This is a genomic window from Microbacterium panaciterrae, from assembly GCF_039541635.1.
Lineage (GTDB): Bacteria > Actinomycetota > Actinomycetes > Actinomycetales > Microbacteriaceae > Microbacterium > Microbacterium panaciterrae.
The window spans coordinates 37475-52473 of record NZ_BAABGP010000007.1 but is presented as its reverse complement, the minus strand read 5'-3'; the positions used below and the strand labels follow the sequence as shown (position 1 = coordinate 52473).

13 protein-coding genes, 1 tRNA gene and 1 pseudogene are annotated in these 14999 nt (G+C 61.0%); 7 read left to right on the top strand and 8 right to left on the bottom strand.

Annotated features, from left to right (window positions below; genetic code table 11):
• A pseudogene (locus tag ABD882_RS04865) lies at positions 1–274 on the top strand (hypothetical protein); the annotation flags it as partial.
• 199 nt (positions 275–473) lie between these two features.
• Positions 474–564, top strand: a tRNA-Ser gene (locus ABD882_RS04860).
• 276 nt (positions 565–840) lie between these two features.
• On the opposite strand, the gene ABD882_RS04855 is transcribed toward ABD882_RS04860, so the two are convergent.
• Together ABD882_RS04855 and ABD882_RS04850 are read right to left on the bottom strand one after the other, a co-directional pair.
• Positions 841–2661: a hypothetical protein gene (locus tag ABD882_RS04855; RefSeq protein ID WP_345184934.1), complete on the bottom strand. Its 1821-nt coding sequence runs from the start codon at positions 2659–2661 to the stop codon at positions 841–843.
• On the bottom strand, positions 2658–3638 hold the full coding sequence (locus tag ABD882_RS04850) for a hypothetical protein (RefSeq protein WP_345184932.1): 981 nt from the start codon (positions 3636–3638) through the stop codon (positions 2658–2660). The genes ABD882_RS04855 and ABD882_RS04850 overlap by 4 nt, the downstream gene beginning before the upstream one ends.
• Before the next feature lie 160 nt (positions 3639–3798).
• On the opposite strand from ABD882_RS04850, the gene ABD882_RS04845 reads away from it, so the two are divergent.
• Positions 3799–4449 (top strand): hypothetical protein, encoded by a 651-nt coding sequence (locus tag ABD882_RS04845; RefSeq protein WP_345184930.1) that lies wholly within the window; start codon positions 3799–3801, stop codon positions 4447–4449.
• Positions 4450–4982: 533 nt separating this feature from the next.
• The gene (locus tag ABD882_RS04840) at positions 4983–5351 is read left to right on the top strand and encodes a helix-turn-helix domain-containing protein (RefSeq protein ID WP_345184928.1); all 369 of its coding nucleotides are present in this window, start codon (positions 4983–4985) and stop codon (positions 5349–5351) included.
• Between the two features lie 116 nt (positions 5352–5467).
• Here the strand turns inward: ABD882_RS04840 and ABD882_RS04835 are convergent, their stop codons facing one another.
• A complete protein-coding gene (locus ABD882_RS04835; RefSeq protein WP_345184926.1) occupies positions 5468–5716 on the bottom strand; it encodes a hypothetical protein in 249 nt (82 codons plus the stop codon).
• A gap of 73 nt (positions 5717–5789) precedes the next feature.
• On the opposite strand from ABD882_RS04835, the gene ABD882_RS04830 reads away from it, so the two are divergent.
• Positions 5790–6575 (top strand): GNAT family N-acetyltransferase, encoded by a 786-nt coding sequence (locus ABD882_RS04830; RefSeq protein ID WP_345184923.1) that lies wholly within the window; start codon positions 5790–5792, stop codon positions 6573–6575.
• Here ABD882_RS04830 and ABD882_RS04825 read toward each other — a convergent pair.
• Positions 6515–7258 carry a hypothetical protein gene (locus ABD882_RS04825; RefSeq protein ID WP_345184921.1) on the bottom strand — a complete coding sequence of 248 codons (744 nt, stop codon included), beginning with the start codon at positions 7256–7258 and terminating at the stop codon, positions 6515–6517. The genes ABD882_RS04830 and ABD882_RS04825 overlap by 61 nt on opposite strands.
• Positions 7259–8070: 812 nt before the next feature.
• On the opposite strand from ABD882_RS04825, the gene ABD882_RS04820 reads away from it, so the two are divergent.
• Positions 8071–8301 (top strand): hypothetical protein, encoded by a 231-nt coding sequence (locus ABD882_RS04820; protein WP_345184920.1) that lies wholly within the window; start codon positions 8071–8073, stop codon positions 8299–8301.
• A gap of 197 nt (positions 8302–8498) precedes the next feature.
• Here ABD882_RS04820 and ABD882_RS04815 read toward each other — a convergent pair whose 3' ends face one another.
• Together ABD882_RS04815 and ABD882_RS04810 are read right to left on the bottom strand one after the other, a co-directional pair.
• Complete coding sequence (locus tag ABD882_RS04815; protein WP_345184919.1) at positions 8499–9272, bottom strand: LysM peptidoglycan-binding domain-containing protein; 774 nt, start codon at positions 9270–9272, stop codon at positions 8499–8501.
• 151 nt (positions 9273–9423) lie between these two features.
• Entirely contained in the window at positions 9424–9993 is a 570-nt protein-coding gene (locus ABD882_RS04810) for a hypothetical protein (RefSeq protein WP_345184917.1), read from the bottom strand.
• Positions 9994–12132: 2139 nt separating this feature from the next.
• Between ABD882_RS04810 and ABD882_RS04805 the strand changes: the two genes are divergently transcribed.
• Positions 12133–12366 (top strand): DUF2188 domain-containing protein, encoded by a 234-nt coding sequence (locus tag ABD882_RS04805; RefSeq protein ID WP_345184915.1) that lies wholly within the window; start codon positions 12133–12135, stop codon positions 12364–12366.
• A 384-nt stretch (positions 12367–12750) separates the two neighbouring features.
• On the opposite strand, the gene ABD882_RS04800 is transcribed toward ABD882_RS04805, so the two are convergent.
• Together ABD882_RS04800 and panD are read right to left on the bottom strand one after the other, a co-directional pair.
• Entirely contained in the window at positions 12751–13677 is a 927-nt protein-coding gene (locus ABD882_RS04800; protein WP_345184913.1) for a hypothetical protein, read from the bottom strand.
• Between the two features lie 542 nt (positions 13678–14219).
• Positions 14220–14630 carry an aspartate 1-decarboxylase gene (gene panD, locus ABD882_RS04795; RefSeq protein WP_345184911.1) on the bottom strand — a complete coding sequence of 137 codons (411 nt, stop codon included), beginning with the start codon at positions 14628–14630 and terminating at the stop codon, positions 14220–14222.
• Between the last annotated feature and the right edge of the window lie 369 nt (positions 14631–14999).

Below are 14999 nucleotides of genomic sequence, written 5' to 3'. Positions count from 1 at the left end.
ACCGCGCCGGCGCCGTCCTACACGCCTGCCTCACCTGGGCAACCCTAATAGGAGACACGCCCTAGACGCCCTCGCGCTCGCCGAGGGCACCGAGCTCTACCTCGGACTCGTGCACCGCGAGGACGGTGCCGAGGGCGCCAACCGCCGCATCGCCGCCGCCTCCGCGCACGTCGCAGAGTTCGGCGTCGCGACGGAGTGCGGCATCGGCCGTGCCCCCGCCGGATCCACCGAGGGGATCCTGCGCACCCACGCCGAGGTCGCCGCGGGCTGGTGAGGCGCCCTGATTCGCGCTGGATCCCGGCATCGCGTGTCCCCCGCGCCCCGCACCCGCGACTGCACGGGATCCTGCCCAGTGCACGGGATCTTCACGCAGACAAGCCGTGCACTCGGCAGGATCCGGTGCACCCGGCGGAGTCGGGAGCAGCGATCCGCTCGATTCGCGCGTGACCGCGGCGTCGCGTAAGCTATTCCGCGGTGACGTGTCCGAGCGGCCGAAGGTGCAACTCTCGAAAAGTTGTGTAGGGTAACCCCCTACCGTGGGTTCAAATCCCACCGTCACCGCCACGGGGGCCTTCTAAGGTCTTCACGAAATTGATCTAAGAACTACCCCCAAAAGAGAACGGCTCCGCTACTGCGGAGCCGTTTCTTCGTGTTCATGCGGGATTTGAGCTCATGTTGGCTCTGGTAGCACTGGCTTTTAGGCTGATGCGGTCGGGTTGGAGGGGATTCTGGGCAGGCTGGCGCCGATCGTATGCGCGGACATGCGCGTCGGGTGCTCCCGGGCACGCCAAATAGCGCCTACATGCGTGGGCGCGATTGTTCGTGTAGACGAGCGTCGGTCTATGTTCGCAGCGCGGTGATCTCAAGCGGTTGGTCTCGACCGGGGACGTATATGCTTTCGTGCTTCGGTCCCCACCTGCGCTTGTAAGTCCCCCAGCCGGCGAAGTCGCGGCGACGCGAGCGTGGATAAATTGCCTTGATCGTCTTGATTGCTTCTTGCGCTTCACGCTTCAGGAACGACTGGAGTTTTCGCATGTTGGCGGACACGATCAACATGGTGACCAGGACCTGCTGGGCGGCGAGCCCGGACGCGGACCGACGTCCGGCGGATGCAAGGTTCTCGGCGTGTTCGTCTTTGATGTACCCGTTCATGCCTTCGACCATGTTCCGGTCGGCCTGGTAGACGGTTGCCCACTCGCGGGTGCCGTATCGAAGATGCTGCTTTGACTTGATCGTTTCGTCGTTTTCGACGAACGTTGCCGAGGTGTTGCAGCAGATCTTGTCCGGCTTCGTTGGAACGTTCCGCTTGAGTACACGCGGCTTCGGTTTCTCGGAAGATTCCGGGTGGATTTCCCGTAGTGGGCACTCAATCTTCGCTTGCTTTCCGAGGGCCGGGCACATCTTCTTCACTTTGCCGGAGACGTCGGGTGCCTCTTTGTTTCGGAGTTCGTAGAGTGACCGCTCCTGGATGAGCGCGCGGTAGGTCTTCTCGTCGAATTCGAGTTCGTTGGCGCGGATTGACGCGTTGATCAGTTCTTCCGGCGTGCCCGGACACAGGTGTGCACCTTCAACGTAGATGGATCCGTTCTGGCCGCCCTCCTTCTCGCCAAGTTCCCTCTTTGTGAAGTCGAAGACGGGCTGATAGCCCATGTTTCGGACCGGTTTGTGGAATTGGTCGACTGATGAGTTGGAGGAGTAGCCGCGGTCGACGGAGAATCGTCCCGCGGAGTGGCCGGCGTTCAGGAGCTGCTGTCCGAGCTTCACGGCCTCGCCGGGGATGTCGACGTTCGGAACACTCAGTGTGAATGCTCGGATGGTGATCGGGAAGTCTGTCTCCTCGCCGAGGTTGCTTCCGCAGCTAACTGCGAAGTTCGCGGCGAAACCCCACACATAATCGTCGGGCTTTTTGTACCAGGCGGCGTCCATCTCCTTGACCAGACGTTCGTACTCTTCGCCCGTCTGCTGGTTCTTCCTAGTTCCGCGTTTCGTGTACACGGGCACAGGCGTCTGATCGACGGAGATGTTCGCGACCCGCTGCCGACGGCGGAGGCGTCGCGGCTGCATGGTGAACGTCATTTGTAGGAGCTGTTGGCTGAACCAGTCGAGGCGTTCCTTCTTGCGGCGCATCGTGTTCAGGTCGCGGGCGGTGAGGATGGCTTGACGTTCTGCGTTGTTGAGGAGTCGGCGGCGGTTGCCTTTGGTGTCGAGGTGGGGGTCCATCGTGTCGAGGATGCGCTGGAAGGCGTTGTAGGCGTGGTTCTGCCAGTTTTTCTCCTCGGTCCCGCCCTTTTCCGGGTTTCTGGGTGGAAGAGCCTGGGGGATGCCGAGGAAGTCGCGGGATTCTTTGGTCAGTCTTCGGTGCATGACTTCAGCGATCGCTGTTTCGTTGAGTGGTGCGTGTTCTCGGGCGAGTAGCAGGAGGACGACGAGTATCGTCCTGTCGTCGACGTATGGTGCGGGGCCTCCGGGGTGTTTGCCGGCTCGGTCTTCGTCGCGCCATTCTTTGATTTTTGGGAGCACCCCGGTGATCTGGATGCACTTGTCCGTGGTGAGCACTTCATGGTGGGGGAACACTGCGTGTCGACCGCTGAAGGTGTGCATCTCCTGTTCGGTGAGGAGAAGATCGGTGTCGACGTCGAAGCCTTCGATGAGGTCGTTCATGCGTCACCGCCGACGATCTGGTCGAGGTAGTCGTCGAGGTCGTAGTCGGGCATCCGCGGCATGTAGGCGACGAGCCCGTCGACGGAAACTCCGGCGAGGCCGGCTAGGACGTCGGGTCGGAGCCCACGCATGAGGTGTTCGATGATCCAGGTGGCTCGCATGCCGGATGCGTGCGGGTGTGGTTCGTTGGGTGCATCGCGGTGGAGGTAGTAGGCGAGCGAGTCGGCCTTGCGAGATTCGCGGTACCCGTCGATGGCGACGTCGTCTGGGTCCCGGTTGCCGAGTCCTCGGATGAGTAGTCCCGCCCAGTCGGCGCGTACGGGCACCGTTCTCGGGTGCTTGCCGTGGACGCGGACGACGGTGTGGCCCGCGATTTGGGTGATGTCTCCGACTCTCGCGTCGTTGATCTCCTTGGCGGTTAGGCCGGCGCCGAAGCCGAGCCCGAGGAATACGCGCATGTTGTTGCGTTGCCGTTCGGTGTTGCGGGTATTGGTCGAACTGACGAAGGCGACCTGTTCGTCTGGGCTGTAGTACCAGAGGGACGGGCGGATGTCTCTCTGGGGAGGTTTGCGGGGATAGGTGGGGTCGTCGTCACCTATTCTCCCGATCAGATTTCGAAGTCTGGTCCGTTCGTTCCGACGCGCAGCCGGGGTGTGTTTGCTGAGCTCCTCCTTGTCGAAGCGGAACAGAACGGAAGGGGTGAGGATGTCGGCAGGATCCTGGAGGGGCATTCCGTGGAGGTACGCCCAGAGGGCAAGTTTCGATAGGGAGGTCAGGTAGCTTCTGACGACCCTGGTCGGCAGGTATGCGAGCTGGACCACGGTTGCACGTACGAAGTCGGCTATCGCGTCCCAGTGTTCGCCTGCGTTGCGGTACCGGTACGCGGCGATGACACGGCGGTTTTCTTCCTGTTGGTTAGAATAACCAGTGGAAGGCGTCGCGGCTAGGGTCGGTTCGGGATTGGTTGGGTTGGTCACACGAGGGTAGATGCGATCGCGAGTTGCGCCTTTGGCGCAAATGCGCTTTTAGGGCAAACGCGAGGCTGCTCCATCCGATTCGCGCGGATTGGGTTGTCCTCCGCGAATCCCGCGGCCTAACCCGAATACTTGGGCGGTCGATAGTGGACAAACGATGCGCATGGATCAAGTCGAAATTGCCGGAGTCGCCGCCTTGGCGGCAGGTTACGAAGTCACTGATTCAAACCAGTGGGAGGCGTTTCGGACGGCGTTGCGTTGCTTTGGTCAACATCCGGGCGCCCTATTTCCGACGCGTATCTGGTTCCCTGCCTGGCTCCTCGGTCTCGGCGTCGGTCTCAGCCCGGCGTTCTTGATCCTTTGGATCCTCTTGACTCAGGCGGGCGACGGTGGCTGGCAAACGTGGTTGTCGTTGATTCCAGCCTTCAGCTGCGGTGTAGTAGTGATCTTTGCGGCCTTTGTGATCTTTCCTGCCTGGAAGGCCATCTACCTGTCACCGCGAAGACCGAACTGCATTGTCCTATGCGACCCGGGAAGAGCTTTCATGACGGTCAGCTTCGAGCGGTCCAGATCAGGTGATTCCTGGATTCTTAGGCCGAAGGACCTTGTTGCCGTCAGGCGGGGTGAGCATCTAGCCGACGCGATGGTGCGTTCTCTTCTCAAACAGGTTGACGACGTCGGGAATATCCAGATCCGAAGCACCGCTCAGACGAAGCGGCTGGCCCGAATCTATTACCACGAGCGTTTCGGATTCGATTACGGACCAGGAAGGAGGATCGCCTACCCGCCTAGTCGGGAATGGGAATCCGCATAGCCACCAGAGGCCGGCCAGCGTTCCTCCAGCCTCTAGCCCAAAGGCAGCGCCTCCGGCGGCCTGACAGAACGCGACTGTCGCTTTCGATGCGCCAGCAATGGACCACGCGGGCCCAGCAGCAGCGATGACAGCACCAATAGCTGCTGCGGCTAGAACAATTGCAACACAAGCCACAGCCCGCCGTACAGAAATACCCATAGCATCCTCCATGGAAGTAAATGCGGCGAAGACCCAGGGCGCGGAAGCAATAACCGGAAGATTGATCCGCGCGGCCATTCTCAACTGGATTCGCAGTCGCAGGATCGTTCAGCTTGGAGCAACTCGCCTTCGTTCAAGTTGGCCAACTCGAGCAGGCGCCGGAAACGCTCGAAGGGGTTGCAGCGGTGAATGATCTCGGAGTTGTCGGACATGGGCACCTTTCTCAATTGTTTTTCTTGTGCAACAGGCCTATGCGCGGCATTCGTGAAGCGTGGAGGTATCTCCCATACCTCGAAGGTTTGCGCCAAAGGCGCAAACACTAATACGATCGCAGGATGTCGTCGCCCCGTTTCGTTCCAAAGTCGTACGCGCTGGAACCGAAGAAGTTCGGCAGCGCTGAAACGATCGGTTGGAAACCCTCGGTGAGGATGTCCGCGACGGAACTCGACAACCTTGCTTCGGCTCAGATACAGCACAGCGTTGCCGTGAATGTCCGACGCGCGATCCTGCGAGCAGGTCTGACCATCGAGGACGCGGCGGCAGAGAACAACATCGACTACGGCCGGCTCGGCCGGCTTCTACGAGGCGACATCATCATGCGGCTCGAAGACGTCGCGTGGGCGGATCGGGCATTTGGGCTTGGAATCCTGCCGAGTTTAGTTCCCGCCGGTACCCACGGCGCGAATCGTCCGAGTTCTAGCTGATCGGTGCTACCGATCGGCGCAGCCGCACGACGGCTTGGCCCGACTGAGTTCGTTGATCGTCATTGAGGACATCACCATCAGACGCTGGAGGCGGATTCCCGGATCGCCCGTGTGAACTATTGGCAAGTTTCGGTCGAGGACACCTCGCCTGCTAACGACATCGAACTGGCGTCCGATAGTTTCAACAGGCGGCTCATGTCCGGGAGCTGGAAGATCGGGGAATCCGCCGGGAGCGGCTCCCCGAGGATCAGGGAGACTTCCTCCGGGGATGCGTCCCTATACTGTCCAGCCTCGATGTAGCCGAGGCGGGTGATCTGTTCTCCGGTCATTTCAATTGAAGCGACCCGAGGTGTGATTTCAGACATGCGTGTAATCCCGTTCTGTTCAAGTTGATGCTGTCGACGCTCTATGCGCGGCAGGCAGAGAGGCCCGAAATCAATGCGGAAAGTCCGTGAGACGATCACCGAGGATGATGCTCTCGCCATCGTTCACCTGGCGCGAAACTTGTTCGGCGACGACACCCGAATTGACGACCTAGTGGATCTGGTAGTCGAGGAATCTCCGGAACTCCGTCGCCGCCCGGTTTTCGTCATCGGACGACCAAACGACCTCGTTGGGTATGTGTGCGGGCAACGCCAGACCCGGGTTCTGACCGGCGTTCCCTACGTGTCGGACTCGACGATCGAGGTGCGTTCACTCGCGGTCGCCGCCGAATATCGTGGGCAACGGTATGGGCGCGCCCTCCTGAAAAGTGCCCTCGAGTGGGTGCGTTTCCATCGATACCAGCAGTTGATCGCCCAAGTGCCCTTGGGCATGGAGTCGCTATTCGAAGCCGCAGGCTTCACCGTGAGCGCGACCGGATGGTCGTGGCTTGAAGCTTCCTCGTACAGCACGCCCTCGAATAGAACGGCCAACAAGTCGGACGGATTCGACGCGCGCCTCGTGTCGATGGAGCCTGAACGAGAACAGGGCTACGGAGCCGTTGCTCAAGCGAACGGAGAAGCGGCATTGACTGTGCCATTCAAGGCTGGTCATGCACGCGAGGAAATCCTCGACGAGATCCTGATGTTGCCGTCGCCGCCGGAATGGGTTACCCGCTCGCTTCGCCGAGGCGCGCTGTCCGATCGGACCAACTGGTCAGAGGAGGCGTCCGCTCACTTAGTTCAGGCAGAGGGTTCTTTCGCTGCTCGCTCGCGGAGAATGGACACGATCTCGGGACGGTAGCGCTCGCGGACGCGATGCTTGACGCCCTTCTGCATTTCCATAACCAGTTTGCTGATGGACTCGGCGTGGCGGACCTCACCTTTGGCCGCGAAAAACGCACGTAGCCAGGAATCTGTGTCGAGAGGGTACCCCTCCGCCGTGAACGCTCGGACAAGTTGGACGACCGCGGCCTTTCCGTTTCCTGACGAGAGCCCGTTGTACTGTTCGGAGACCATGCACTTCGCGGCCTCAAGTTGGACGGGGTCGACCAATGGGGCGGCTCCGCCCGTGTGGAGGTCGATCGCGCCGAGTCCGTCCAGCATGATGCGTACCATGTCTTTGCGCGACCAGACAATGACAAACAGACGTGACACGCGTCCGACATCGACAACGTCGTTAAGCGTCTGGCAGTCGTGTTCCAGGTAGGGATGAAGTGCCACAAGGGCACCCTCGACCGGTTCGCCCGGTTGTCGAAGTTGCCGAAAGTCTTGGAACTGGACGACCTTCGCGGAGTGAGCGCTTCCGACAACGTATTCGACGAACTCACGGTCAGCGCTGTTCAGCGAAGCGTATTTCTTCAGATCGGTCGTCGCGAAGACAGTCGGGAGGTCACCGAGCCAGTCACGAATGATCTTGCTTTGAGGTGCCATGCCGGTTCCGTGTTGTCCCCAGTCTTCGCGGACCATATAGGCGAGATCTGTCATGCCATCAGCTTGCCGGAAGCCTCGGACAATCGAATGGAGCCCGACCGGTTGGGCGTTCGCACCGTTCCGAACGGAGAATCGACTCCCCCTTCGAAGCTCATCAATAAACGCATTCTCAGAAGAGATCTGGCATCGCGGTGGCTCCCCGCTAGTCACCGCTCACTTCGTCGCGAGATGCGATCTGATCGGAGGAACCGGTCGCGGATCGCAGAGTCCGAGGGGTTCGCGCACGGGCTCGCACTACAGAGTCATTGTTTTCGGTGGGTCAGCCTGAGTACTTCTTCGACGGTAGGTGCTGCCGCGAATCTCATGTAGCGATCGAGTCCTTCGGCCCGCTGAAGGCCGGCGGCAGACAAGCGAGGTAGCCAAAGGAAGTTGCACTAGTGCAGCTTTCAGCCAGTCCGCACGTGCGGCGGGAAGGAATTCTGATACTCGCACGCGCGATCCAGCAAGTCGGGGCCAACGGGCCATGCACGCTTGGGTATATCCGAGTGGAACCTCCCCTACTAACATGTGATCGCGGCGGCGGGTCGTCAACGGCCCGCCGCCGTTCCGCAACTGAAAAAGAATATGGAAGGCGATCATTGATGACTAGCCCAACAATCCGACTTCGTAGCGCCAGTCTGGCCCGAAGGGTCGGTTTCGCAAGCACCGCAGCACTCGCCGGTGTGCTCCTTTTCTCGGGATGCTCTGCCCTCGCCGACCAAGCGGTTGCCGCACCGAAGCCGAGCGCAACGCACACAACCGAAGATTCAGGTATAGCCGTCACCTGCTCAGCGGTGTCGGCCATCCAGACAGCTATCAACGGCGCAATGACGGAGCGCACTGCCGGAACGCTCACTGATGCTCAATTCGCGGGGATAGTGAATCTCATCCCGTTTCAACTCAAAGGCATCACTCAACGGCCGGACGCGGGGCTGCGCGACGAAATCGCGAGCCTCATCGCGGACACTGCACATACTGCACCGATTGTTGCCGGTGCGTCCTTCAATCCAGACGGCGCACCGTTCCGCGACGACATGTTGAAAGTGCAGAACGCCTGAACGGCGAACGGAACCGAAACCTTCGCAATTTCGACGATGCCAGGCGGATAGCATCGCGCTATCACCAAGGACTTAATCGCGCTATTACCAAGGACCTAAAGGATTGAGGCAATGCGCGTTTTTCGCGCCAAAACGATCGTTGCTGCCCCCGGAAGCTGATAACGTCCCTCTGCCCCTTGACTTCGTTGAGTCCATGGTCAGCGTCTCGCCGGATCGAGGTTGAGCGTAGTTCCTAGGTTGACGGTCGGGTGGGTGTAGTCGCCCTGGGCGCGGTCGGGGTTGAGGTATTCGAGGTCGTCGACGGAGATCCCGAGCCGTTTCGCGATGTCACGATAGGTGTCGTCAGCAGCGACTAGGTACGACGTGGGGATTCCACCTGCGGAAGTTACCGTCCCTTCTGCGCCGGGTTCGCTTCCTGAATCGATGGGACGTAGCGAGGGTCGCGGGTCGGTTAGCGTCCACTTCAGAGGCGCGGACGCGATCCCCTTGAGGTCGCATCCCTCGGACGATGCAGGGTCGGTTTGCGCGATTGTGAGGGCAACAAAGTTGCTGGGATTGGTCCAGCCGGGCGACGTTGACGGAAGCAGGGCGGTGAGGACGCTTTCTGGAGCTGTTTCGCCAGCGTTCCACGCGTAAGCAGCCTGCTCACATACCGACGTCTCCGGTTCGTTCAAGAGAATGGATACCTGGCCGGGATGGCTGGAGACGAAGTCCGACACCGTGATACTGAAACGGCCGTCAGTCTCCTCAATCTTGACCGTTCCGGAAGTTGCCTGGTCCGGTGACGCGAGGGTTCCCGTCGCAACCGTGACGGAGGTCGTCGCCGCTTTGCCGTCATCGGTGTGAGCTGGTGTGTGGCTGTTTGATGTGACGTGGTGGACGGCCGGCTCGTCGGCGGTGCACCCAGCCAAGAAAGCAAGACCTGCGAAAGCCGTCGCAAGTAGTGCCGGCGAGTGTGTCAGTTTCCCCATTACATCTCCTTCTTTATCGTAGGCAGCCGATCGGTTCGATTCGTCGTCCACTTGGATGGGGCGTCCGACTTGCCCCGGCCGGTCACTCTCCCCCGTCTATGCGCGGCACAGCCAGCCGGTCTACTCGACACCGATCGGGGATTTGTGCTTCCTATTTCGGTAGCGGGCACGCCTTGGTGATCGCCGCAGCTTTGTCGCCATCCATGCCGGCGCCGTCCGCTGGATACCAGTTTTGGTGTGGCCACTTTGCCACGAAGTCGGCGCGCGACGGGGCCGGCGGTTCAGTGATGCCGTTGGCCTCGTAGCAGGGCACCAGGAACTCGGTGAGGTAATCGTAGAGATACTCAAGTTGTTGCGGAGTCGGTGGCGGGGTTGGACGGTAGGGATGTTCGGCATTGCAGAGCCAAGCACCGATCGCCTCCTGCTCATCGCTCGCGTCGGCGCCGACACTGGTGGGCGGGTCGCCCTTCTTCGCCCCGGCCGGGTACCCGTTAGCGATCGGGACGCCGTGCTCGGAGTAGCACTGGGACATCACGGAGACCTCGGCGGCGTCGGTGATGTACCCACCGAAGGCCACCGGAGGCCGAAGGGCCGCGGGGTACTGGAGCAGCACCTGACGCCAGGCCTGATCGGCAATGGAGAGACGAATCTGTTCGATCTGGGTCGGGGTCTGCGGCGCCGGGGCTGGCGAAGACCCTAGGTCGGGGATCGGCACGGTCACGGCGAGCGGTGTCGGCGTAGGTGCCAAACTCGCGTTTGGCTCCGCGGACGCCGTTGTCGCGCAACCAGCCAGTGCCCCCAGTGCGATGAGGCATAATGCCGCGTTCGCGAGCTGCCCAAAAAGCCCGTGTTTCCGCGTCACAAGGCACCAATCTCTCTACTTGATCTGACTCTCCTGGCACGTCTGGATATACCATACTGTCTACCTCGAATTTTGGCCTTCATCTAGCACCGGCACCTCATCTGCCATCCGGGACTTCAGCTCTGGTTGAACAGGTCCAAAGCTGCGTCGCCTAGTGGCCGCTGTGTTCAGGGAACCTAGGCCGCCATGTTTTGTTCGAGGACGGTTCTGACCGCACCCTAGACTGGCCGTCTTGCACTCGAGGCGCGGTCGATGTCGGCCACCGTATGCGCGCGCCACTAGCGCCCGACATTTTCGCGAGGCCCAGGGCTACGAGACTCCTGACGCTCAGTAGACGATTGCAGATACGCCGCTTTCGGGGGCCGCGCTGCGAAATGCGGCAGAGATCCGTGGTCGGCACTGTGTCCGGGAAAAGGCCGCTTGTCAAGTGCCTTTGGGGCCCGGCTGATGCGTCCGGGCCCTGTTCGATGTTGCGGTTATGCGCACGCGAGGGTGATGGCTTGGCCGGCAGGAGTATGCGGTCTCGATAGCGAACCAGTCCGTCGAAAATCCACTTCACGTTTTCCTGAAACGGGTACTTCAACTCGAACTCGATCGCGGTCAGGCTTCGGTCAACTCCAACTACGCTCGCAAGAACGACGGCGACCTCTTCCGGGATCTGCCTCCCGACGAACCGATAGCCCATGTGGAGCAGTGCAATGAATAGCGAAGAAATTCGCCAAAGCCACTGCTCGCGGGCCGAGCAGGATTGCTCTACACGTGTCTAGCTGTTCCTCTGTCCGCTGGCGAACTGGTGGTGGCCACCCACGTAGGGGACTGTGCCGCTGTAGTTGGCGATCTGGATCACAGTTGTCTCGTTGCCTAGGATCCCCGTTCCGTTCGTAACGATCGCGTTGGGTGTGGTGTAGCCGCCGCCGCGGTATGCGAGATTGACCGCGAGCGTGTATCCCCAGACGCAGGCGGGCGCGCTCGAGCTCCCGGTGACCTTCGTTGAAGGTGTAAGAGCTGCTGCCAGTCGCGTACGAATTGCGCTACGTCCTCATGCTCCTGCTTGGGAACATCGGCCAGGCGATCGTCCGGCACGCATCAACGGGAAGACCGTCACGACGGTCGCAACTGTCACCCCAAGTCTGGCTTGAGTCCTTCCTGGAGTGCCGTCCTCCCTCTCTTGAGAGGAGGGGCGGCGCTTCTTTTGAATCCGGTTGGACCGCGGAGACAGCACTGTTGCAGCAGTGGACACGTCTGCTACCTTCAGATCGACCGATTCAGATACGCAGTGCAATCATCGGGCGCTATTTGTGGCGCCCTCCCTCCAAGGAGATTGCATGTGCACAAAATTCCGTCACCCTACACGGGCCGCCGCAGCAAAGGCGATCCAAGCGATCAGATCGAAGCCAAGCTTCATCGGTCGACTCGCCATCTACCCGTGTACGGACTGCGGTGGTTGGCACCTCACCTCACATCGCGTCAGTCGAAAATGGAGAGGGTTTCAACCCTCGTCGAAAGTCGACGCGCCCGGCACCCCGGGGGCCTAGTCCGCGTCTGAACGTCCGGCAACGGTTCTCTGTCGGTGGGCGCCGGTAGCGTTGTTGGTGAAGGGCCGCCCGAACGGCTTCTTCATTGAGGACGAGATGCCTAGTTCATTTGTCAAAGTCGAACTGAAGTGCAGAGTTACCAGGGAGACAGCCCACGTTTGTGTGGCAGTGGACCGAATTGCACCCGAACCACTTCGTTGCACACCCGGTGGCCCAGCTGTCGCAATTGATGGTCCCCGGCTGTGCACCGAGTGCAGGACCATGCTCGCAGGGAATCGCTTAAGCGATCTCGCCAACCAGCACACGAGACGGGGTTGGAGCGAGTGGGAGCGCAAAGGTGCTGTGGTGATCACCTGTTAATAAGGGAAACTCCTCACCGCGAGATTGTCGACCTCGTCGGTCGGTTGGGATGACGAAGCCAGGGGAGTAGGTTCATCGCATCCCATCTATCGAGGAGGTTGCCGTGGCTGACTATGACGTGCAGTTCGACAAGGACAAGGGCGACTGGGGTGCGAAACGCGAGGGAGCCTCGCGCGCTTCCGGACGTTTTGAAACTCAAGCCGAAGCGCATGCCGCCGCTCGTGCGCTTGCTGAGAACAGTGGCGGTGGGGAAGTTCGCGACCATCGCAAGGACAACAATCAGATCCGGAACACGGACACCGTTGGCAAGAAGGACCCGTATCCGCCCAAGGGCTGAACAGGTCACCTTATCGAATCCATTGGCCTAGTGGGCGTGTGGCTGCCGGCTCCACGAAAGCTCTCACCTCATGATCGGCTGAGTTGGCCGCCTCAAGAACTGTGTGGGGTGCGCTCGCCGCTCACTGCTGTGCAAGAAGTGGAGTTGCGTTCGGCTGCGCAAGTGTTACGGAATGTATCGCGCAGTCTTGATGCCGCATCCATAGCCGAATATGTTGACACGCCTCCGGACGGTCGCGGCAAGGCTGATTTGCGCGACATTCGGAGGCGTTCGAAGTAGCCCGGTCGCCAGCCCACCCCCCTGCAGCTGGCGACCGGGTCCCAAGGGTGCAGTGTGCGCATCGAGATACCGCGTCCGATGTGCACAAAATTGGCAGGCTGGCCTTCAACTCTCGGGCTGCTGCGACGCTTCCCACGTCGTAAGACTTTGCAGCTGGTGCCCTTTTCCGAGCCCTAGTACCTCCTGCTGGGTGGGTGGACTGACGAATCGTAGGTAGCGATCCAGCCCTTCCGCCTTTCGAAGTCCTGCGATGGCGAGGAGTACCGCGAGTGGTGTGCCGATGCTCAGGTGATGCACGATCCAGGTGGTTCGCATCCGGCCGGCATGGAGTTCCACCGGGCAGGGATGCCTGCCGACGAAGTCGGTGACCAGGTTGCGATTGTTGGTGTCGCGACCTTCGCGGAACACCCAACCACCCGAAGGTGCTAATCGAAAACTCTGAAGGGGGGCACGCCAGTCGGAGAGGACTGGAACTAGTCGCTGCCGTAGACCGCCAACTCGAATGGCGAGGACGCCGTTCTGTTCGACGATGTCTCCGTTTCGGACACGGCCGATCTCCGCACCGAAAAGTCCACCGCCTAGACCAAGCGCAAGCAGCCGCATCGCGTTCGAACCGACCGCGCCTGGAAGCGCGTTCGCCCATGACCAGAGTGAGGTGACTTCCTCCTCAACGTATGGCGACTCAGGTGCGGAAGGCCCCATCGGCCGCTCTCGCGCCAACTCATCCATTTCGGGGAGGAGCGCCTCGGCGACGCGTCGCAGTCGGGACCGTATCGTTCCACGTCCTGCCTTCGTGTAGTGGGCGAGCCCTTCGACGCAGAACCGGTCGACTGTGTGCGGGTCGAAGGCGACATCGCGGTCGAGGGGAAGCGCGACGTGGTAGACGAGCCAATTCGCGAGGGGGGTGACAGCAGCGTAGAGTTCGCGGTCGTTGTAGGCGGTGAGGCCGGCGCTGTCGGCGATGACTGCGTCGACGAACGGCTTGAGGCTCGCCCATCGGTCGTTGGGCAGGTGTGGTTGAAACTCGGTCATCGAGGGTTCCGATCTCGAAAGTCGTGCGACTTGGATGGGATCGAAGGCGCTAACTGACTAAGGTGAACTCTGAAGTGTTTAATACAATAACCGTCTAGCGTGCTCGATAGCTAGCATGTGCGGCGAGGGGAAAGCGTGACCAGATCGGGCGCACCTATGCTCGGAACATGCCGAGATCGGACCGTCCCGCCCCGCGCGAACTCACGCGCGGGTGGCCGACGGTGAGTTCGGAGAACCCGATCGGTGAAGTCGCCCGACAGTTCGCAAACAACCTCAGAGACGCGATTGGTGACCGGCCGGTGCGGGAAGTGGCGCGGGAGCTCGGGATGAACCATACGGTTCTGCGGTCGATCCTTGTCGGGGACGTGTGGCCGGATTTGTACACCATCGCGAGACTCGAGCAGGGGCTCGGTAAGGACCTTTGGCCGGGTCGACCCGGCAATTAACTCAGGCTGGGCGCCGGACTGACGGTCCGAGGAGTCGACGCCGGCTCACGCTTTGCGCGGGCCGGTGCGGCCAAGTCTTCTGGTGACGCACGTTGGTCACGCGAGGTGAGGCGGGGCAGCGACACCCTCGATGACCGCCCCGGCCGGATCGGCGTCTACCGTGACGATTCTGTTCTTCGCGTCTACGTGGACGACCGACGGCTGAAACCAACCGAGCTCGTCGGTCGAGAGTTGGGCATAGGAGATGACGATCACCAGGTCGCCGATGCGCGCGAGGTGCGCGGCCGCACCGTTTACCCCGATCACGCCTGATCCGCGTTCGCCGGCAATCAGGTACGTCTCAAATCGGTTGCCGTTGGCGATGTTGACCACGCTGACCTTTTCGCCTGGAAGCAGGTCCGCCGCGTCGATCAAGTCGAGATCGACAGTAAGCGAGCCGACATAGTGGAGCGAGGCGTCGGTCACTGTTGCCCGATGGATCTTCGATTTGAACATCGTGCGGAGCATCGAAGTCGCGCCTCCCTGACTTCCATATCCAGCACGCGAGTCGAGTCTCAAGGCTGTTCGGTCGTATCTGTCCAGCGTAGGCGAGCGAGTGCCGCGGAGTAACTTGTGTTACTCGGCGGTGTATCGGTCGGGGTACCGACAGTGAAGGGGCAAGCCGGTTGTGATCGATCGAATGGCCTGACTAGGGCCTTTCAGCGGGATCTGTGCGGCTCCGATCGTTCGGGGATCCATCTGGGCCTTGCTTCCGGAATCTCTTCCCGGGAAGTTCGCCGCATCTACTATGGTGTGAACGCAAGATGGAGCGCTGGGCGAGTTGTCAGTCGTACGAGGAACCCATCGCTGGCAGGGACGTTGCCCATGGGCGGCGAT

What these genes read in the sequence shown, in the direction of transcription:
- panD (WP_345184911.1), bottom strand. Translation starts at nt 14,630, where the DNA reads ATGCTCCGCACGATGTTCAAATCGAAGATCCATCGGGCAACAGTGACC.
- ABD882_RS04845 (WP_345184930.1), top strand. Translation starts at nt 3,799, where the DNA reads ATGGATCAAGTCGAAATTGCCGGAGTCGCCGCCTTGGCGGCAGGTTAC.
- ABD882_RS04815 (WP_345184919.1), bottom strand. Translation starts at nt 9,272, where the DNA reads ATGGGGAAACTGACACACTCGCCGGCACTACTTGCGACGGCTTTCGCA.
- ABD882_RS04840 (WP_345184928.1), top strand. Translation starts at nt 4,983, where the DNA reads ATGTCGTCGCCCCGTTTCGTTCCAAAGTCGTACGCGCTGGAACCGAAG.
- ABD882_RS04825 (WP_345184921.1), bottom strand. Translation starts at nt 7,258, where the DNA reads ATGACAGATCTCGCCTATATGGTCCGCGAAGACTGGGGACAACACGGA.
- ABD882_RS04830 (WP_345184923.1), top strand. Translation starts at nt 5,790, where the DNA reads ATGCGGAAAGTCCGTGAGACGATCACCGAGGATGATGCTCTCGCCATC.
- ABD882_RS04820 (WP_345184920.1), top strand. Translation starts at nt 8,071, where the DNA reads ATGACGGAGCGCACTGCCGGAACGCTCACTGATGCTCAATTCGCGGGG.
- ABD882_RS04835 (WP_345184926.1), bottom strand. Translation starts at nt 5,716, where the DNA reads ATGTCTGAAATCACACCTCGGGTCGCTTCAATTGAAATGACCGGAGAA.
- ABD882_RS04855 (WP_345184934.1), bottom strand. Translation starts at nt 2,661, where the DNA reads ATGAACGACCTCATCGAAGGCTTCGACGTCGACACCGATCTTCTCCTC.
- ABD882_RS04800 (WP_345184913.1), bottom strand. Translation starts at nt 13,677, where the DNA reads ATGACCGAGTTTCAACCACACCTGCCCAACGACCGATGGGCGAGCCTC.